The 18738-nt window shown below is 65.7% G+C and carries 13 protein-coding genes and 2 pseudogenes; 4 read left to right on the forward strand and 11 right to left on the reverse strand.

The features are described from left to right. Window positions 1–12 precede the first annotated feature (12 nt). The 3 genes and pseudogenes from A7A09_RS19705 (at window position 13) to A7A09_RS19715 (ending at window position 3389) form a co-directional block, all read left to right on the forward strand. Window positions 13–1401: an aldehyde dehydrogenase family protein gene (locus tag A7A09_RS19705; RefSeq protein ID WP_106692992.1), complete on the forward strand. Its 1389-nt coding sequence runs from the start codon at window positions 13–15 to the stop codon at window positions 1399–1401. Next, window positions 1398–2542, forward strand: a pseudogene (locus tag A7A09_RS19710) (iron-containing alcohol dehydrogenase). The gene A7A09_RS19705 and the pseudogene A7A09_RS19710 overlap by 4 nt, the downstream one beginning before the upstream one ends. 115 nt (window positions 2543–2657) lie before the next feature. After that, window positions 2658–3389 carry an SDR family NAD(P)-dependent oxidoreductase gene (locus A7A09_RS19715; protein WP_106693017.1) on the forward strand — a complete coding sequence of 244 codons (732 nt, stop codon included), beginning with the start codon at window positions 2658–2660 and terminating at the stop codon, window positions 3387–3389. Between the two features lie 172 nt (window positions 3390–3561). Here the strand turns inward: A7A09_RS19715 and dnaE are convergent, their stop codons facing one another. The 11 genes and pseudogenes from dnaE to A7A09_RS19770 all read right to left on the reverse strand — a co-directional run bounded on the left by dnaE (window position 3562) and on the right by A7A09_RS19770 (window position 17136). After that, the gene (dnaE, locus tag A7A09_RS19720; protein ID WP_106692993.1) at window positions 3562–7032 is read right to left on the reverse strand and encodes a DNA polymerase III subunit alpha; all 3471 of its coding nucleotides are present in this window, start codon (window positions 7030–7032) and stop codon (window positions 3562–3564) included. 77 nt (window positions 7033–7109) lie between these two features. Further along, window positions 7110–8453, reverse strand: coding sequence for an alpha,alpha-trehalose-phosphate synthase (UDP-forming) (locus A7A09_RS19725; protein ID WP_106692994.1), 1344 nt, complete (start codon window positions 8451–8453; stop codon window positions 7110–7112). Between the two features lie 13 nt (window positions 8454–8466). Next, entirely contained in the window at window positions 8467–9195 is a 729-nt protein-coding gene (gene otsB / locus A7A09_RS19730; protein ID WP_170167172.1) for a trehalose-phosphatase, read from the reverse strand. Window positions 9196–9221: 26 nt separating this feature from the next. Then, window positions 9222–9851 (reverse strand): cob(I)yrinic acid a,c-diamide adenosyltransferase, encoded by a 630-nt coding sequence (gene cobO / locus A7A09_RS19735; RefSeq protein ID WP_211341193.1) that lies wholly within the window; start codon window positions 9849–9851, stop codon window positions 9222–9224. Between the two features lie 45 nt (window positions 9852–9896). Beyond that, window positions 9897–10400 (reverse strand): RNA pyrophosphohydrolase, encoded by a 504-nt coding sequence (locus A7A09_RS19740; RefSeq protein WP_106692996.1) that lies wholly within the window; start codon window positions 10398–10400, stop codon window positions 9897–9899. Further along, window positions 10397–11820, reverse strand: a pseudogene (locus tag A7A09_RS19745) (S41 family peptidase). The gene A7A09_RS19740 and the pseudogene A7A09_RS19745 overlap by 4 nt, the downstream one beginning before the upstream one ends. 16 nt (window positions 11821–11836) lie before the next feature. Beyond that, window positions 11837–13015, reverse strand: coding sequence for a murein hydrolase activator EnvC family protein (locus A7A09_RS19750; RefSeq protein ID WP_106692997.1), 1179 nt, complete (start codon window positions 13013–13015; stop codon window positions 11837–11839). Continuing rightward, on the reverse strand, window positions 13012–14529 hold the full coding sequence (gene gpmI, locus A7A09_RS19755; protein WP_106692998.1) for a 2,3-bisphosphoglycerate-independent phosphoglycerate mutase: 1518 nt from the start codon (window positions 14527–14529) through the stop codon (window positions 13012–13014). The genes A7A09_RS19750 and gpmI overlap by 4 nt, the downstream gene beginning before the upstream one ends. Before the next feature lie 185 nt (window positions 14530–14714). Beyond that, a complete protein-coding gene (rlmH, locus tag A7A09_RS19760; RefSeq protein ID WP_106692999.1) occupies window positions 14715–15182 on the reverse strand; it encodes a 23S rRNA (pseudouridine(1915)-N(3))-methyltransferase RlmH in 468 nt (155 codons plus the stop codon). 3 nt (window positions 15183–15185) lie between these two features. Then, window positions 15186–15608 carry a ribosome silencing factor gene (rsfS, locus tag A7A09_RS19765; protein ID WP_106693000.1) on the reverse strand — a complete coding sequence of 141 codons (423 nt, stop codon included), beginning with the start codon at window positions 15606–15608 and terminating at the stop codon, window positions 15186–15188. Window positions 15609–15684: 76 nt separating this feature from the next. Next, complete coding sequence (locus A7A09_RS19770; protein WP_245999485.1) at window positions 15685–17136, reverse strand: mechanosensitive ion channel family protein; 1452 nt, start codon at window positions 17134–17136, stop codon at window positions 15685–15687. 161 nt (window positions 17137–17297) lie between these two features. Between A7A09_RS19770 and leuC the strand changes: the two genes are divergently transcribed. Beyond that, window positions 17298–18728, forward strand: coding sequence for a 3-isopropylmalate dehydratase large subunit (leuC, locus tag A7A09_RS19775; protein ID WP_106693001.1), 1431 nt, complete (start codon window positions 17298–17300; stop codon window positions 18726–18728). Window positions 18729–18738 lie beyond the last annotated feature (10 nt).

Below are 18738 nucleotides of genomic sequence, written 5' to 3' on the forward strand. Positions count from 1 at the left end.
GAAGAGGACAGGATGTCAAAGACAATCAAACTGATTTCGCCGGTAGACGGCTCGATTTTTGTCGAACGCCCGGTGCTGAGCGCGGCAGAGGCGCGGCAGGCTGTCTCCTCGGCCCATGCCGCGCAGCCTGAATGGGCCGCCTTGCCGCTGGCCGAGCGGATCGCCAGGGTTGATGCCGGAATCGCCGCCCTGAACGCGATGAAAGGGGAAGTCGTCGGCGAACTCGCCGACCAGATGGGCCGCCCCACCCGCTATGGCGGCGAATTCGGCGGCATGAACGAGCGTGCCGAATACATGGCCCGGATCGCGCCCGAAGCCCTGGCCCCCACGGTGATCGAGGAGAGCGACAGCTTCACCCGAGAGATCCGCCGCGAACCCGTCGGCACCGTGTTTGTCATCGCGCCGTGGAACTATCCGTTCATGACCGCGATCAATACCGTCGTGCCCGCCCTGATCGCCGGAAACGCGGTGATCCTGAAACATGCCTCGCAGACGCTGCTGGTCGGCGAGCGCATCGCGCAGGCGATGGAACGGGGCGGCGTGCCCGACGGGGTGTTCCAGAACCTCGTGCTCGACCATCAGACCACCGAGGAACTGATCGCGGCGCGCAGTTTCGGCTTTGTGAATTTCACCGGCTCGGTCCGGGGCGGTCAGGCGATCGAGCGGGCGGCGGCAGGGACATTCACCGCCACCGGGCTGGAGCTGGGCGGCAAGGATCCGGGCTATGTCCGCGAGGATGCCGATCTGGATGCCGCGGTCGAGGGGTTGATGGACGGGGCGATGTTCAATTCCGGTCAGTGCTGCTGCGGGATCGAGCGGATCTATGTCCATGAGAGCCTCTATGACGGTTTCGTCGAGAGGGCCACGGCATGGGTGCTGCGGCAGAAGCTTGGCAATCCCCATGACCCGGACACCACCATGGGTCCGATGGCGCAGCGCCGCTTTGCCGAGCTGATCCGCGAGCAGATCGCCGAGGCCGTGGACAGGGGCGCCACGCCGCTGATCGATCCCGCCGCCTACCCCGAGGATGACGGCGGCGCCTATCTGGCCCCGCAGATCCTGACCGGCGTGACCCATGACATGCGGATCATGCGCGAGGAAAGCTTTGGCCCGGTCGTCGGCATCATGCCGGTCGCGGATGACGATCAGGCCGTGGCGCTGATGAATGATTGCGATTACGGGCTGACGGCCTCGATCTGGACGGGTGACGCGCAGGCGGCGGAAAAGATCGGCGCGAGGCTGGAAACCGGCACCGTCTTCATGAATCGCTGCGACTACCTGGACCCGGCGCTGTGCTGGACGGGTTGCAAGGATACCGGCCGGGGCGCGGCACTGTCCTCGCTTGGTTACCTGGCCGTGACCCGGCCGAAATCCTATCATTTGAAAAAGGTGACGACATGACGTTACAGGCGAACTGGTCCTATCCCACCACGATCAAATTCGGGGCCGGACGCATCCGCGAACTGGCCGATCATTGCAAATCCGTGGGCATGGCCCGCCCGCTACTGGTCACCGACAGGGCGCTGGCCGGGCTGCCGATCACCGCGCAGGCGCTGGACATCCTTGAGGCGGCGGGATTGGGTCGGGCGGTTTTCGCGCAGGTCGATCCGAATCCGAACGAGCGCAACATGGCCGAGGGCATCGCCGCCTACAAGGCGGGCGATCATGACGGGGTGATCTGTTTCGGCGGCGGCTCGGCGCTGGATCTGGGCAAGATGGTCGCGCTGATGGTCGGACAATCCATCCCGGTTTGGGACCTGGAGGATGTCGGCGACTGGTGGACCCGCGCCGATGCATCGAGGATCGCGCCGATCATTGCCGTGCCGACCACGGCGGGAACCGGATCCGAGGTCGGGCGCGCGGGGGTGCTGACCAATTCGGAAACCCACAAGAAGAAGATCATCTTCCATCCGAAACTGCTGCCCGCCGTCACCATCTGCGATCCGGAACTGACCATCGGCATGCCGAAACCCATCACCGCTGGCACCGGCATGGACGCTTTCGCGCATTGCCTCGAGGCATTCTGCTCGCCCCATTACCACCCGATGAGCCAGGGGATCGCGCTGGAAGGGCTGCGGCTGGTCAATGAATACCTGCCCCGCGCCTATGCCACCCCCGACGATATCGAGGCCCGCGCCCAGATGATGAGCGCCGCGGCCATGGGCGCGGTTGCCTTCCAGAAGGGGTTGGGCGCGATTCATTCGCTGAGCCATCCGGTCGGCGCAATCTATGGCACCCATCACGCACGACCAATGCCGTGGTCATGCCGGTGGTGCTGGATTTCAACCGCCCCGCCATCGAGGACCGTTTGGGCCGGGCGGCGGACTACCTGGGTATCCGGGGCGGTTTCGACGGCTTCCGCGCCCGGGTGATGGAACTGCGCGCCGAACTGGCCATTCCCGCGAACCTCACCGAGCTGGGCGTGGAGCGGGACCGGCTGGACGAACTGACCGAAATGGCATTGGAGGATCCGTCCTGCGGCGGAAACCCGGTCGAGATGACCCGGGAAAACACCCGCGCCCTGTTCGACGCCTGCATGTAGACGCGCGGGCTGGCCGAGGAGAGAATTTCGTTCCATACCTGACCCGACGGACAGTGCCGGCCTTGGGTTGCGCCGGATGAAGCGGCCCGACATTTGGATGCAGGATGGACCCCGGATGACACAGAAGACATTATTGCTGACCGGCGCGAGCCGCGGCATCGGGCATGCGACGGTCAAGGTATTTCAAGCGGCCGGCTGGCGCGTGCTGACGGTATCGCGCAGCGCCTTTGACTCGCGCTGCCCATGGCATGGCGGCGCCACCGATCATTTCCAGAGCGACCTTTCCGACCCGGCGGCACGCAGGGAACTGACGGCACGGCTGCGCGCGACGCTGGACGGCACCGGGCTGCATGCCATCGTCAATAACGCGGGCATCTCGCCCAAGGGCGAGGGCGGCACCCGAATGGGCGTGGCCGAAAGCAGCGACGAGCTGTGGCAGCAGGTGCTGGCGGTCAATCTCGTGGGACCGGCGGTGCTGATGCGCGACCTGCTGCCCGAATTGGAACGGGGGCGCGGCGCGGTGGTCAATGTCGGCTCCATCGTCGGCTCGCGGGTGCATCCTTTCGCGGGGGCGGCCTATGCCTGCTCCAAGGCCGCGCTCGCCGCCCTGACCCGCGAGGCCGCCGCCGAGCTCGGCCCAAGGGGAATCCGCGTGAACCTGGTCACACCGGGCGAGATCGATACCGAGATCCTGTCCCCCGGCACCGAGGACATGGCGCGGATCATCCCGCTCCGGCGGCTTGGTACGCCCGACGAGGTGGCTCGGGTGGTGCTGTTCCTCTGCTCGGAACAGGCATCCTATGTCAACGCCGCCTCGATCGACGTGAATGGCGGCCAGCATGCCTGACCACGGGGGCCGCGCCAGGACACGGCCCGGCCCCTTCTTCTTCATGTAAATATCCTCTGGGGGGTGCCGGTTGGTCGCGCCACTGGTTCGAGATACCTGCCGGCGACGGGATGTGCCCCCTCTGGACCTGGCGGGACGGAACCGCCCTCCCCGCCCTCTCTGGTCCCGTCCGCTATTGCTCGACCACGTCCAGCACTCCCGGCACAGCCCGCAGGGCCTGCCGTGCGGGCGTGGTCAGCGGCGCGTCATTGGCGACCTCGATCTCGATCAGTTCATCGCCCTCGCGGATGCGCAGCAGGACCGGGCCGCGGCTGCGGGAGGGCACGGTGATCTCGTCCTTGATCCGGCCCAGCACCTCGGCCAGGCGCGGCACCGTGTCGGCCCCCTGCATCTCGACCGCCAGCGATCCAGCCCCGGCATCGGCGACCGCATCCTCCAGCCCGGTGACGGAATTGGCCAGCATCTTCACCTGGTCGCCCGAGGGTTCGACCTTGACCTGCAGCACGACATTCTCGCCCGGCTCCAGCCGGTCGCGGGCGGCATTCAACAGGTCCGAGAAGACGGTGACCTCGTACAGCCCGGTCGGATCGGACAGGCTGACAAAGGCATATTGCGTGCCCTTCGCCGATTTGCGCTCCTGCCGCGCCGCGACGGTTCCGGCGATCTGCGTGACCAGCGGCCCGCCCTCGGCCTCGGCGGTGATCTCGGCCAGGGTCTGCACTTTCTTGCGGCGCAGCGCGGGCAGGTAATCGTCCAGCGGGTGGCCGGACAGGTAGAAGCCGACGGCGCGATGTTCCTCCCCCAGCTTCTCGGCGGGCAGCCAGACCTGCGCGACGGCGGGGCGCGGCGGCGGCAGGTCCTCTCCCCCGCCGAAAAGCGAGGATTGCGAGGATACCGCCTGCTCCTGCACCGCCATGGACCATGCCACCAGTGCGTCCAGCGATTTCAGCACCCGCGACCGGTTGTCGTCGAGCAGGTCGAACGCCCCTGCCCGCGCCAGCATTTCCAGCGAGCGCTTGCCCACCCGGCGCATATCGACGCGGCGGGCAAAATCATTCAGATCGGCAAAACCCGTCTCGCCCCGCGCCGTCTCGATCAGGCGCATGGCCTCGACGCCGACGCCTTTCAGCGCGCCCAGGGCATAATGGATGCGCCCCTCCTTCACGGTAAAGAGCGGCGCCGAGCGGTTCACGCAGGGCGGCACGATCTCTATCCCCATCCGGTCGCATTCGCGTTTATAGACCGCCAGCTTGTCGGTCAGGTGAAGATCGCAATTCATCACCGCCGCCATGAATTCGACCGGGTGATTGGCCTTCAGCCATGCCGTCTGGTAACTGACCACGGCATAGGCGGCGGCATGCGACTTGTTGAAACCGTAATTGGCGAATTTCTCAAGCAGGTCAAAGACTTCGCCCGCCTTTTTCTCGTCCACGCCATTGGCCACCGAGCCCTTGATGAATTTTGGCCGTTCCTTGGCCATCTCGGCGGCGATCTTCTTGCCCATCGCCCGGCGCAGCAAATCCGCGCCGCCAAGCGAATAGCCCGCCATGACCTGCGCGATCTGCATCACCTGTTCCTGGTAGACGATGATGCCCTGCGTTTCTTCAAGGATATGGTCGATCAGGGGATGGATCGAGGTCAGGTCGCGGACGCCGTTCTTGACCTCGCAATAGGTCGGAATGTTCTCCATCGGGCCGGGACGATACAGCGCGACGAGCGCCACGATATCCTCGATGCAGGTCGGCCCCATCCGCCGCAGCGCGTCCATCATGCCCGAGCTTTCGACCTGGAACACCGCTACCGTGCGGGCGCTGGCAAAGAGGTCATAGGTCGGCTTGTCGTCCAGCGGGATCAGGTTGATCTGGTCCACCGCGCCCTCGGGCGGTTCATAGAGTTCCCGCCCGTCGGCGGCGATATGCAGATGCCGCCCGCCGCCCCGGATCAGGTCCACGGCGTTCTGGATCACGGTCAGCGTCTTGAGCCCGAGGAAGTCGAATTTCACCAGCCCGGCCTGTTCCACCCATTTCATGTTGAACTGGGTCGCGGGCATGTCCGAGGCCGGGTCGCGGTAAAGCGGCACCAGTTGATCCAGGGGCCGGTCGCCGATCACCACCCCGGCCGCATGGGTCGAGGCGTTGCGGTAAAGCCCCTCCAGCTTCTCGGCATAATCCAGCAGGCGCCCGATCACCTCTTCGCGCGCGGCTTCACGCAGGCGCGGTTCCTCGGCGCGGGCCTTGGTGATGGAGACGGGCTTGACCCCTTCGACCGGGATCAGCTTGGATAGCCGATCCACCTGACCATAAGGCAATTGCAGCACCCGGCCCACGTCGCGCACCGCCGCCTTGGACAGAAGCGCGCCGAAGGTGATGATCTGGCCGACCTTCTCGCGGCCATATTTGCCCTGCACATACTGGATCACCTCTTCGCGGCGATCCATGCAGAAATCGATGTCGAAATCCGGCATCGAGACCCGTTCGGGGTTTAGAAACCGCTCGAACAGCAGGTTGTAACGCAATGGATCCAAATCAGTAATCGTCAATGCATAGGCCACGAGAGAACCCGCGCCCGAACCCCGTCCCGGCCCCACCGGAATGCCGTGATCCTTGGCCCATTTGATGAAATCGGCCACGATCAGGAAATAGCCGGGAAAGCCCATCTGCTCGATGATGCCCAGTTCGAATTCCAGCCGCTCGTGATATTCATTCACCGGGACGGCATGGGGGATCACCTTCAGCCGCGCCTCCAGCCCCTCGCGGGACTGGCGGCGCAATTCCTCGACCTCGTCATCGGCGAAACGCGGCAGGATCGGCTTGTGGCGGCTGACGGCGAAGGCGCAGCGGCGGGCGATCTCGACGGTATTTTCCAGCGCCTCGGGCAGGTCGGCGAACAGCACCGCCATTTCCTCGGGCGATTTGAAATAATGCTGCGGGGTCAGGCGGCGGCGCGGCTGCGGCTGATCGAGATAGGCTTTCTCGGCGATGCAGATCAGCGCGTCATGCGCCTCGAAGATCTCGGGCCGGGGGAAATAGACGTCATTGGTCGCGACAAGCGGCAGGTCCTTGTCATAGGCCAGCGCGATCAGCCCCGCCTCGGATGCGGCCTCGGCCTCCATCGGCTTGCCGTTGCCGTCCCGGTGGCGCTGCAATTCGACATAGAGCCGGGTCGGAAAGGCCGCCGCCAGCCGGTCCGCAAGGGCTGCGGCCTGGGCGGCATGGCCCTGCGCGATCATCCGGCCCAGGGGCCCGGCCGCGCCGCCGGTCAGGCAGATCAGCCCCTCGGCCCTTTCGCAAAGCTCGTCCAGGGTGACATGCACCGGCGCGTTGCCTTCACGCAGGTAGAGGCAGGTCGAAAGCGACATCAGGTTGAGCCAGCCCGCCTGGTTCTGCGCCAGCAGCACGACCGGGCCGGTTTCATCCGCCTGCAGGGTGATCTGGCAGCCGATGATCGGCTGCACCCCCTTCTCCATCGCCTTCACGCTGAATTCCAGCGCCGCGAACATGGCGTCCGTATCGGTCAGCGCCACGGCGGGCATCCCGGCCTCGGCGGCAAGCGCCGGCAGCTTGCCCACGGGAATCGCGCCTTCCAGCAGGGAATGCTCGGAATGGGTGCGCAGATGGATGAATCGGGGAGATTTCGATAACATGCCGGGACAGTATCGCAATCACGCCGCGCGGTGCAATTGCCCGATCACCGGCGAGGAGAAATTCACCCGGACCGGCATCATCCCAGCACATCCAGGTAGCTGGAGGACCACCAGCCGACATCATTCTCGATCACGCCCTGCAAGAGCGCGGAATGGCGGCGGCGGCGTTCATTGGCGGTCATGCGGATCGCCTTCGCCATCGCCTCGGCCAGTTCCCATGTGTCATGGGGGTTGATGATCAGCGCCTCTTCCATCGTCTCGGCGGCACCTGCGAAGCGCGACAGGATCAGCACGCCGGGATCGGAAACGTCCTGCGCCGCCACATATTCCTTGGCGACAAGGTTCATGCCATCGGCCAGCGGCGTCACCAGCCCGATCCGCGCCTGCCGATAGAGCCCGGCCAGCACCGCGCGCGGCAGGGCCCGGTGGATGTAACGGATCGGCGTCCAGTTCACCGTCGCGAATTGGCCGTTGATCCGGCCCGCCAGATGCTCGGTCTCTTCGCGGATGTCGCGATAGGCCTCGACCGCCTCGCGGGTCGGCGGCGCGATCTGCAGGAAGGAGATCCCTTCATGCAGGTCCGGGTTGTTTTCCAGAAGCGCCTGAAAGGCGCGAAAGCGGTTCGGGATGCCCTTGGAATAATCGAGCCGGTCCACACCGATGATCAATTCGGACCCGGTCAGGCTGCGCAGGCGATCTTCTGCCGGGGAATGGCGGGCCTCTTCGATGAAGCTGGCGGTGTCGATGCCGATCGGGAACACGCCCGCCCGCAGCATCCGCCCCAGCAGGCGGTAGTGATTATCGCCCAGGGGTTCGATCTGCGACAGGTGACCGGCGGCATCCGCGAAATTCGACAGGTCGCGATGAGCCTGGAAGCCCAGAAGATCGTAATGGGACAGCCATTCGAACATCTCCTCCGGGTTCGGCATGGCCGAGCAACTGGCGAAATCGGGAAAGGGAATATGCAGGAAATGCCCGATCGGGTTTTCGACCCCGAGCCTGCGCAACTCGGCGGCCAGCGGGAAAAGGTGGTAATCCTGCACCCAGATCCGGTCATCTTCGCGCAGATGCGGCGCCAGCAGCCGGGCGATCTGCGCATTGACGCGGCGATAGCCGTCAAGGAAATCCCGCTCAATCCGCATCAGGTCCGAGCGGCCATGACAGACCGGCCAGAGGATCGAGTTGGAATAGCCGAGGTAATATTCCTCGTGATCCCGCGCCGTCAGGTCGAAGGAGGCGCGTTCGAAAGAGGCTCCGGGATGAAAGACCAACTGGCCTGCGGGCTCTTCCACAGGTTCGCCGGAAAAGCCGACCCATAGCCCGCCCGAGGATCGCAGCGCATCCTTTAGCGCGACGACGAGACCGCCCGAGGGGTTGTCACCCAGGGGCAGCCGATTCGAGACAATAACCAATCTGGACATGGGTCCCAGCCTGTCAGGAGCGGCAGGCGCTGTCCAGCCAGCTTCGCAATGCACCGGGATCGGCAAGACGATGCCGGGCGCAGCTTTGCCCTTCGCCGATCTTGATGCCGAAACCGCCGCGCTTTTGCGCCTCGGCCATGCCCGCCTCGTCGGTCAGGTCGTCGCCGGCATAGACCGGGAGGCGTCCGGCGAATTCCGGCAACTCCATGAGCCGGGCCAGGGCGCGGTCCTTGCCGGCATCTGCGGGGCGCAGCTCGAAGGCCATCTTGGCGGGCTGGAGGGCGAGCATCGGGTAATCCCCGGCCAGTTCAGCCATCGCTCCGGCGACCCATTCCGCGCGTTCGGGGACGGCGCGGTAATGCAGGACGACACCATGCGCCTTGGGCTCGACCATCAGCCCGTCATGGAGCGCGGCCAGATCGCGGGCGCGGGCATGCAGCGCCGCGACATCCAGCCCCTGCGCATCACCCGCCTCGGCCTCGCGGCCGGGCAAGGCCAGTTCGGCGCCGTGACTGCCCGCGACCCCTCCGGGGAAGCCCGGCAGGAAGCGGCGCAGATCCGCGACCTCGCGCCCCGAGATCAGCGCGACGGCACCGCCCTGCCGCCGATGGATCCGGTCAAGCAGGCCGGGCAGGTCATCGGGGATGACGACCGCATCGGGGGTGGGCGCGATCTCGACCAGGCAGCCGTCGAAATCCAGGAACAGCGCGGCGTCAGCGGGCAATCGGGGCGGTGTCGTCATGGGCATGCCTTCCATCGGGGCCGGGTTCAGAACTCCACCCCCGGCTGTGCCTTGATGCCATCGCGGAAGGGATGCTTGACCACCGCGATCTCGCTGACCAGATCGGCCGCTTCGATCAACTCAGACGGAGCGTTGCGGCCGGTCAGAACGACATGGGTCATCGGCGGCTTCTCGGCGGCAAGAAAGCCGATCACCGCCTTCGGGTCGAGGTAGCCATAGCGGAAGGCGATATTGATCTCATCGAGCAGCACCATGCGGATGCCGGGATCGCGGATCAGCTCCTGCGCCCTGGCCCATGCAGCCTCGGCGGCGGCGATGTCACCGCGCTTGTCCTGGGTTTCCCAGGTGAAGCCCTCGCCCATCGCGTGAAACTGGCAGAGATCGGGGAAATGCGTCTCAAGCAGGCGACGCTCGCCGGTGTCGCGGCTGCCCTTGATGAACTGCACCACGGCGCAGGGCATGCCGTGCCCGATACAACGCATGATCATGCCGAAACCCGAGCTGGATTTTCCCTTGCCCGGCCCGGTATGGACGATCAGCAGCCCCTTTTCGCCGGTCTTGCCTGCCATCATCCGGTCGCGGGCCGCCTTGATCTGGGACATCTTCTGCGCGTGGCGGGCCTGATCCTCGGCGGAAATGTCGTGGCTGTCGGTCAAGAGATCGCTCCTTCGGTCGGGATCGGCTGGAAGATTGGCGGCAGGCTATTTCCCCTGGGCTTCAGCGGCAAGGCGGTCGCCGAATGCAGCGAAGACCTGACGATAAACGTCGCGCTTGAAGGGCACGATATGGGAGATCAGTTCATCGGCGGGCATCCAGCGCCAGCGGTCGAATTCCGGGTGATCGGTATCGATGCGGATGTCGCTGTCGCGGCCCAGGAAGCGCAGCAGGAACCATTTCTGCTTTTGCCCGCCATATTTGCCCTTCCAAATCTTGCCCAGCAACTCGGGCGGCAGGTCGTAAAAGACCCAGTCCGGGGCCTCTTCCAGCAGCTCGACACGGTCGGCACTGACCCCGGTTTCCTCGGTCAGTTCGCGCAGGGCTGCCTCTGCGGGGGTTTCGCCCTTGTCGATTCCGCCCTGCGGCATCTGCCATGCGCCCTGAGAATCGATGCGCTGGCCCGCGAAGACCAGCCCATCGGCATTCATCAGCACCACGCCCGCACAGGGCCGATAGGGCAAGCCGCCCGGCGCCTGACGCCCGCTCATTCGCTGGCCGCCCCCTCTTCCGGACCTGCCGCGCCTTCGCCGGTCACGGCGGGGGTGTTGTCGGAAGATACCTGCCCGGCAGTGAAGTTGACGGCGGCCAGGCCCTTGAGGACATCGACGGCATAGGCCAGTTGGTAATCCTCTTCGCGCAGCTTGGCAGTAGCCTCGACCTCGGCGGCCTCTTCCTCGATCTGCTTGCGTTCCTCGTCGCTGATCGAATCGTTGTTCAGCGCGCCGCGCAGATCGGCCTCGGAACGGCCGAAATTGGACTGCGTCCGGGGTTCATCCTCGTCCTCGCCCTCGTCGGCCGGACGCCGTGGCTGCGCCACGATGATGTCGGGCTGGATCCCCAGTGACTGGATCGAGCGCCCCGACGGCGTGTAGTAAAGCGCCGTGGTCAGCCGGATCGCGCTGTCCGAAGTCACCGGCATCACCGTCTGGACCGAGCCCTTGCCGAAGGATTTCTCGCCCACCACGATGGCGCGGCGGTGATCCTTGAGCGCTCCGGTCACGATCTCGGAGGCGCTGGCCGAGCCGCCATTGATCAGCACCACCATCGGCTTGCCTTCTGCAAGATCACCGTCCTCGGCGTTCCAGCGCTCGCTTTCCTCGGCTTTGCGGCCACGGGTCGAGACGATTTCCCCGGCATCGAGGAAGGCGTCGGAAACGCTGATCGCCTGGTTGAGCAGCCGCCCGGGTTGTTCCGCAGATCCAGCACGAATCCCGTGACCCGGTCGATGCCGCCCGCCTCTTCCACGGCCTTTTCAAGCTCCGTCTTCAGCGTGTCATAGGTCTCGTCGTTGAAGGTCGAGACGCGCAGGACGATCGCGTGACCCTCGATCCGGGTCTTGACCACGGTCAGCTTGATCGTGTCGCGGGTCATGGTGATGTCGAAGGGCTCGTTCTCGCCCTCACGCAGAATTGTTACGGTGATCTCGCTGCCGACCGGGCCGCGCATCATGTCCACGGCCTGATCCAGCGTCAGCCCCATCAGTGATTCGCCATTCACATGGGTGATGAAATCGCCGGATTTCACCCCCGCTTCGGCCGCCGGAGTGTCATCGATGGGCGAGACGACCTTGACCAGCCCATCCTCCTGGCTGACCTCGATCCCGAGCCCGCCGAAGCTGCCGCGGGTCTGGGTCTGCATATCCTCGTAATCATTGGCCGAGAGGAAAGAGCTATGCGGATCGAGCGAGGTCAGCATGCCGTTGATCGCCGCCTCGATCAGTTCCTTGTCGTCCGGGGCCTCGACATAGTCGGAGCGCACCCGCTCGAATACATTGCCGAACAGCTCAAGCTGTTCGTAGATGGACGAATTCTTGTCCGCCTCTTGCGCGACCAGGGGTCCGGCAATCTGGGTGGTGAACAACGCCCCGGCAAGAACGCCCCCCAGACCTGCGATCAGATAATGTTTCATAATGGCCTTTCCTGCCTCAGTCCTGTCCTGGATCGACAACCGGATTCAGCACGAACCAGTCCGCCGGGTCCAGTGTTTCCGTCCCCTTGCGCAATTCCAGATACAGGGTTTCGGTCTGCCCTGCATCCCCCCCGCGCGCCGCATCAGCGACGAATTGCGTTCCGAATTCCTGTTCCGGCGCCTCGGAGCCGCCCATCAGCCCGACCGGGTCGCCCCCGGCCAGCACATCGCCGACCTCGCCGAAGACCTGCGACATGCCAGCGAATATCAGAAGATAATCCGCAGCGGGTTCGACGATCATCACATTGCCGTAATCGAGCAAGGGACCGCGATACCGGATCGTTGCCGGCCAGGGGGTGGTCACCAGCGCAGCGGGCGGCGTGGCGATGATCCAGCCGGGACGGGTGACCCCGGCTGCGTCTGCCTCGTTATATGTTCGCCGGACCGAGCCTATCACCGGCAGTTTCAGACTGCCCTGCGCGCCCTCGAAATCCTCCATCGGGGCGCCGATATCGCTTTCGAGCCGGTCGATGCCATCGGCGAATTCGTCCAGGCTCTGCGCCGCATCCATGAGTTTCTGCAACTCCTCGGGCGCCTCGCCGAAACGCGCCGGCATGGTCGACCGGTCGGTCACCGCGCTGGCCAGGAGCCGCCGCGCCTCCTGCACCGAGGCAAGCCCCTTGCCCAGCATATCCGCCGCATTGGCCTGCAATTCCCGCACCGTGGCGATCTCGTCGAGATCGGCCTGCAGGCGTTCGGCCTCGGCGCGCAGGCCCGGGGTCACATCCGAGAGGATCATCCCCGATTGGGCGCTGGCCAGGGCCCCGGCCGGATGCAGGAGCATCGCTGTCTCGGGCGATTGCTGCAGCGAGGTCATCGCCCCCAACACCCGCGCCAGCCTGCCGCGCTGCGCCTCGAATTGCGAGCGCAGTTCCGCCTCGCGCGCACTGGCCTGGCGCAGCCCGGCGCGCAGCGAAGCCAGACCCTGCTCATATCCGCGGATCACCTCGGTCAGCGCGACGACCTGGTCATCGGCGGTCACCGCCTCGCCCAGCTTGCCGATCGCCTCGCGAAGCTGCGCCGCCGCGTCCTGTGCCTCCGCCACGGCCTGATCGGCGGGGGTCGCGGCAGCGGTTCCCAGGGCAGGCAGGGCAAGCAACCCGCAAACGGCTATCACGCAGGAAAAACGGCTCATTCGGTCACGATCAGGCTTTCGCCGGTCATCTCGGCAGGCTGTTCCAACCCCATCAGGTCCAGCACGGTCGGCGCCAGGTCGGCCAGCCGCCCGTCGCGCAGGCGCGCGGAAGCGGGACCGTTATAGACGATCACCGGCACGGGGTTGAGCGTATGGGCGGTATGCGGCCCGCCGGTTTCGGGATCGATCATGGTTTCGCAATTGCCGTGATCGGCGCAGATCACCGCCGCGCCGCCCGCCGCATCCAGCGCCTTGAGCATCCGGCCCAGCCCCTTGTCCACGGCGGCGCAGGCGCGCCTGGCGGCATCGAGACTGCCGGTATGGCCGACCATGTCGGGATTGGCGTAATTCACCACGATCAGGTCGTAGCCCGCCCCGATCGCCTCGACCAGCTTGTCGCTGACCTCTTCGGCGGCCATCTCGGGCGCAAGGTCATAGGTCGCCACCTTGGGGCTTTGCGGCATGAAACGGTCCTCGCCCGGCTCGGGCTCTTCCTTGCCGCCATTCAGGAAGAAGGTCACATGCGGGTATTTCTCGGTCTCGGCCAGCCGGAACTGCCGCAAGCCTTTCGAGGCCACCCAGGCCCCCAGGGTATTGACGACCTGCTGCTTGGGATAGGCGGCGGTCATGAAGCCGTTATGCCGGTCGCTGTAATCGACCAGGCCCAGCATGGCTGCCCATTCCGGCCTGTCGCCGGTATCGAATTCGGCGAATTCCGGATCGGCCAGCGCCGAGAGGATCTCTCGCGCGCGGTCGGCGCGGAAATTGAGGCAGAAGAACCCGTCGCCATCCAGGGCGCCATTAAAGCCGTCGATCACGAAGGGTTGGATGAATTCGTCGCTCTCGCCCCGTGCATGGGCCGAGGCCACTGCTTCGGCCGCGCTTGCCGCATCCTCGCCCTGCCCGGCAACCATGGCGCGGAAGGCCCGTTCGACCCGGTCCCAACGCTTGTCGCGGTCCATGGCGAAATAGCGCCCGATCACGGTGCCGATCCGTGCGCCCTCGGGCAGTTTTTCCTGCAATTCGGCGATGAACCCTCCGGCCGAGCGTGGCGGCACGTCGCGCCCGTCGGTGATCGCGTGGATCACCACCGGCACCCCCGCATCCGCGATTGCCCGCGCCGCGGCCAGGACATGGGCGATATGGCCATGCACCCCGCCATCCGAGATCACCCCCATGAGATGGGCGCTGCCGACGGTCTGTTTCAGCCGGGCGATGAAATCGGCCAGCGCCCGGTTGCGCAAGAAGCTTTCATCCTCGATGGCGAGATCGATCTGCCCCAGATCCATCGCCACGACCCGGCCCGCGCCGATATTGGTGTGCCCGACCTCGGAATTGCCCATCTGCCCGGACGGCAGGCCCACATCCGGCCCGAATGTCGTCAGCCGCGCATGCGGGCAATCGCGGATCAGGCGGTCGAAATTCGGGGTGTCGGCCTGATCGGGTGCGCTTTGTTCGGGGCGGTCCGATATTCCCCAACCGTCGAGAATGCACAGGATCACGGGTTTCGTCATTTGGGCCTCGTCATGATTTGCGCCTTGTTACGCCCGTGCGGGCGTTGCGGCAACCGGGAAGGCCGAGAGGGGGCGCTGCCCCCGCGCCCGTTCCGGGCGCTCCCCCGGGATATTTGCATGAAGAAGAAGGCAATGGAGTATCAAGGGCCGCGAGGCCGGCTCGGGCGCGCGGGGCATTTCCGCGATCAGTCACGGTGATAGGGGCTGCCCGCGAGAATGGTCGCCGCGCGGTAGAGCTGTTCGGCGAGCATGACCCGCACCAGCATATGCGGCCAGACCATCCTGCCGAAGCTGATCTGCCAGTCGGCGCGGGCACGCAGGGCGGGATCGAGGCCGTCGGCGCCGCCGATCACGAAGCAGAGATCGCGGGCCTGGTCGCGGAAGGCGGCGATCCGGCGCGCGAAATCCGGCGATGTCGGCTGCTCTCCCCGCTCGTCCAGCATGACCAGCGCCGCGCCCGCGGGGATCGCGCGCGACAGAAGCTCGGCCTCGGCGGCCATGCCGGTGCCGCGCTTGTCCTCGACCTCGATCACCCCGATGGGCGGCAGGCCAAGCCCGCGCCCGGTCCTGGCGAAACGGTCGAGATAATCGGCGACCATCGCCGCCTCGGGGCCCTTGCGGAGCCGCCCCACGGCGGCGATGTCGATGCGCATCGCCTATTGCGGGCGGGCGCTGGCCTCGCGCACGCGGCTGAGCGCGTCGGCGGGCATCCACATCTTCTCGAGCTGGTAGAAGTCGCGGACTTCGGGGCGGAAGACGTGGACGATGACATCATCTGTGTCGATCAGCACCCAATCGCCGGTATCCTTGCCCTCGATCCGGGCGGTGCGCCCGGTCGCCTGCTTGAAGCGTTCGGCCAGTTTCTCGGCGATGGCACCCACCTGGCGCGCGCTGCGGCCCGAGGCGATCACCATGTGATCGGCCATGGCCGAGCGTCCGCGCAGGTCGATGGTAACGACGTCCTCTGCCTTGTCGTCTTCAAGCGAGGACAGGATGCGGGACAGAAGCTGTTCGCTGCTCAGCTCGCTTCCCGCGGCGGTCGCAGCCGGCGTGGAGGCCGGCGAGACGTCTTGTGACAGGGTTGTATCCTCCGGTCAGCGCGCCGATCGCCCCCGGCGCAGGGGTACCTTAAAGATAGCATCTTTTCGGCTCATCTCAATCGGTACCGTTAAAATCGTTGCTACCTGGTTGCTTGCCGCCCCGTCGGGCGGCGGGCGTCTCGTTCAGCAGCCGGACCTCGCGCTGCGGGAAGGGGATCGAGATGCCATGTTCGTGAAAGGCATCCCACAGGGCGAGAAACACCTGCCCGCGCACATTGGTCAGCCCGCCCGTGGCGTCCCCGATCCAGAAGCGCAGCACGTAATCCACCGAGCTGTCGCCGAACCCCGTCACCCAGCAGACCGGCCTGCGATGGGAGGCGACGCGATTGACGCCAAGCGCGGCATTGATGGCTATCTCGCTGACCTTGTGGGGATTATCTGCATAGGACGCGCCGAACTGGACGTCGAGGCGGACGAAATTATGGCTATGCGACCAGTTCACCACCTGACCGGTGACAAGGTCCTCATTGGGGATCAGGTATTCCTTGCCGTCGCGGGTGACGACGCTGACATAGCGGGCGCCCAATTCCTCGATCCAGCCGAACGTGTCTCCAAGGCTGATCACGTCCCCGGGCTTGATCGACTTGTCGAGCAGGATGATCACGCCCGAAACAAGATTCGACACGACCTTTTGAAGCCCGAAGCCCAGCCCCACGCCGACCGCGCCGGAAAACACCGCCAGCCCGGTGAGGTCGAAGCCTGCCGCCTTCAGCCCGACGATGATGGCGAGGCTGAACAGCAGCACCTGCAAAAGCTTGGCGGTCAGCACCCGCATGGTCGGCGAGATGTCGTCATTCTTCGAAAGCCGCCCGGCGATCAGGCGCGACAGCATCCGTGCTCCGGCGATCATCAGCCCGGTGACCATCATCGCCTTGAGAACGGTCAGCAGCGACAGGCGCAGCTCTCCGATGGTGATCGCGACGCTGTCGAGGAATTCGCCCACCGGTCCGGTCAGCTCCAGCAGGTAGAGCGTCACCCAGATCCATGCGGCCCAGCTGATGAGGCGGCGCAGGAACCGGTTCGAGATGATCCGGGCGAGAAAGAAGATCCCGGTCCAGGCGGTGGCGATGGTGGCGGCCAGTGCGATCAGCTGGCTGCGCGACGGCCATGTTACCTCGCGCATGACCAGCACGACCGCCCATGCCAGGACCGTGAAGGCAAGCAGCAGCAGCTTGCGGTCGATCAGCAGCCCGACGCGCAGCCGCCATTTCGGCCAGTTCTCGCGGCTGCGCAGCCACCCGGTCAGCAGCGGTGAGACGAGGCGCGCCACCGCCCAGGCAATCCCGATCAGCCCGGCCACGGCGACAAGCTGATACAGGCGGGTCGGGACCAGCATGGTCTGGAAAAACAAGGCCATGCGGGACCATAGCCCCTGCGCGGCGTCGATCATTTCGGGGCTTACCTGCTCCATCCGGCCCTCCTTGCCACGATTAGAGCCCGCCGCGCCCGATCCGGCAAGCCCCGCCGATATTGCTTCGCGCGGAAATCGGGCGTAAAACGCTCCCATGTCCGGATTCATCTATTTCGATATCCATGACCGCGCGCGACTGCCTTCGCGGTTCTACGGTGAAACGCTCTGCATAACGGCGCGCGGCTGACGGCTGGCGGCCTTGCGCCGCCCGTGCCCGACCCGCATATCATTCGCATCACAGCCGAAAGCCAAGAGCCATGACGAATCCCGAAACCGCCCCGCGGACCCTCTATGACAAGATCTGGGACGCCCATGTCGTCGATCGTTCCGAGGACGGCACCTGCCTGCTCTATATCGACCGCCACCTGGTCCACGAGGTGACCAGCCCGCAGGCCTTCGAGGGGCTGCGCATGACCGGCCGCAAGGTCCGCGCACCCGAACGCACCATCGCCGTGCCCGATCACAACGTGCCCACGACGCTGGACCGCCAGAACGGCATCGACAACGAGGAATCGCGTATCCAGGTCGATGCGCTGGACAGGAATGCCCGTGAATTCGGCGTGCATTACTATCCGGTCAACGATGTCCGTCAGGGCATCGTGCATATCGTCGGGCCCGAGCAGGGCTGGACCCTGCCCGGCATGACCGTGGTCTGCGGCGACAGCCATACCGCCACCCATGGCGCATTCGGCGCGCTCGCCCATGGCATCGGCACCTCCGAGGTCGAGCATGTGCTGGCCACGCAGACGCTGATCCAGTCGAAATCCAAGAACATGAAGGTCGAGATCACCGGCCGTCTCGCCCCCGGAGTCACCGCCAAGGACGTGGTGCTGGCGATCATCGGCAAGACCGGCACGGCGGGCGGCACCGGCCATGTCATCGAATATTGCGGCGAGGCGATCCGCAACCTGTCGATGGAAGGCCGGATGACGATCTGCAACATGGCCATCGAGGGCGGCGCGCGGGCCGGGCTGATCGCGCCGGACGAGACCACGTTCGAATATGTCCGGGGGCGCCCGCATGCGCCGAAAGGCGCGCAATGGGAAGCCGCCGTGAACTGGTGGAAGACGCTGCATTCCGACGACGAGGCGCATTGGGACAAGGTGGTGACGCTGCGGGGCGAGGATATCGCGCCGACCGTGACCTGGGGCACCAGCCCCGAGGATGCGCTGCCGATCACCGCGATTGTCCCCGCCCCCGAGGATTTCTCGGGCGGCAAGGTCGAGGCGGCGCGGCGGGCACTGGATTACATGGGCCTGACCGCCGGGACGAAGCTGACCGATATCACCATCGACGCGGTCTTCATCGGCTCCTGCACCAATGGCCGGATCGAGGATCTGCGCGCCGCCGCCGATGTGCTGCGCGGCCGCAAGCTGGCCCAGGGCGTGCGCGGCATGGTCGTGCCCGGCTCGGGCCTCGTGCGGGCGCAGGCAGAAGAGGAAGGGCTGGACCAGGTCTTCAGGGATGCCGGCTTCGAGTGGCGGCTGGCCGGGTGCTCGATGTGCCTGGGCATGAACCCGGACCAGCTTGCGCCGCAGGAACGCTGCGCCGCCACTTCGAACCGCAATTTCGAGGGGCGACAGGGCTACAAGGGCCGCACCCACCTGATGTCGCCCGCCATGGCGGCGGCGGCGGGGGTGGCCGGTCACCTGGTCGATATCCGCGAATTCGCGTCCGAAACCGTCTGAGGAGCTCCCG

The organism is Paracoccus methylarcula (assembly GCF_003007735.2).
GTDB classification, from domain to species: Bacteria; Pseudomonadota; Alphaproteobacteria; order Rhodobacterales; family Rhodobacteraceae; genus Paracoccus; species Paracoccus methylarcula.

What these genes read in the sequence shown, in the direction of transcription:
- A7A09_RS19705 (WP_106692992.1), top strand. Translation starts at nt 13, where the DNA reads ATGTCAAAGACAATCAAACTGATTTCGCCGGTAGACGGCTCGATTTTT.
- A7A09_RS19715 (WP_106693017.1), top strand. Translation starts at nt 2,658, where the DNA reads ATGACACAGAAGACATTATTGCTGACCGGCGCGAGCCGCGGCATCGGG.
- dnaE (WP_106692993.1), bottom strand. Translation starts at nt 7,032, where the DNA reads ATGTTATCGAAATCTCCCCGATTCATCCATCTGCGCACCCATTCCGAG.
- A7A09_RS19725 (WP_106692994.1), bottom strand. Translation starts at nt 8,453, where the DNA reads ATGTCCAGATTGGTTATTGTCTCGAATCGGCTGCCCCTGGGTGACAAC.
- otsB (WP_170167172.1), bottom strand. Translation starts at nt 9,195, where the DNA reads ATGACGACACCGCCCCGATTGCCCGCTGACGCCGCGCTGTTCCTGGAT.
- A7A09_RS19740 (WP_106692996.1), bottom strand. Translation starts at nt 10,400, where the DNA reads ATGAGCGGGCGTCAGGCGCCGGGCGGCTTGCCCTATCGGCCCTGTGCG.
- A7A09_RS19750 (WP_106692997.1), bottom strand. Translation starts at nt 13,015, where the DNA reads ATGAGCCGTTTTTCCTGCGTGATAGCCGTTTGCGGGTTGCTTGCCCTG.
- gpmI (WP_106692998.1), bottom strand. Translation starts at nt 14,529, where the DNA reads ATGACGAAACCCGTGATCCTGTGCATTCTCGACGGTTGGGGAATATCG.
- rlmH (WP_106692999.1), bottom strand. Translation starts at nt 15,182, where the DNA reads ATGCGCATCGACATCGCCGCCGTGGGGCGGCTCCGCAAGGGCCCCGAG.
- A7A09_RS19770 (WP_245999485.1), bottom strand. Translation starts at nt 17,136, where the DNA reads ATGGGAGCGTTTTACGCCCGATTTCCGCGCGAAGCAATATCGGCGGGG.
- leuC (WP_106693001.1), top strand. Translation starts at nt 17,298, where the DNA reads ATGACGAATCCCGAAACCGCCCCGCGGACCCTCTATGACAAGATCTGG.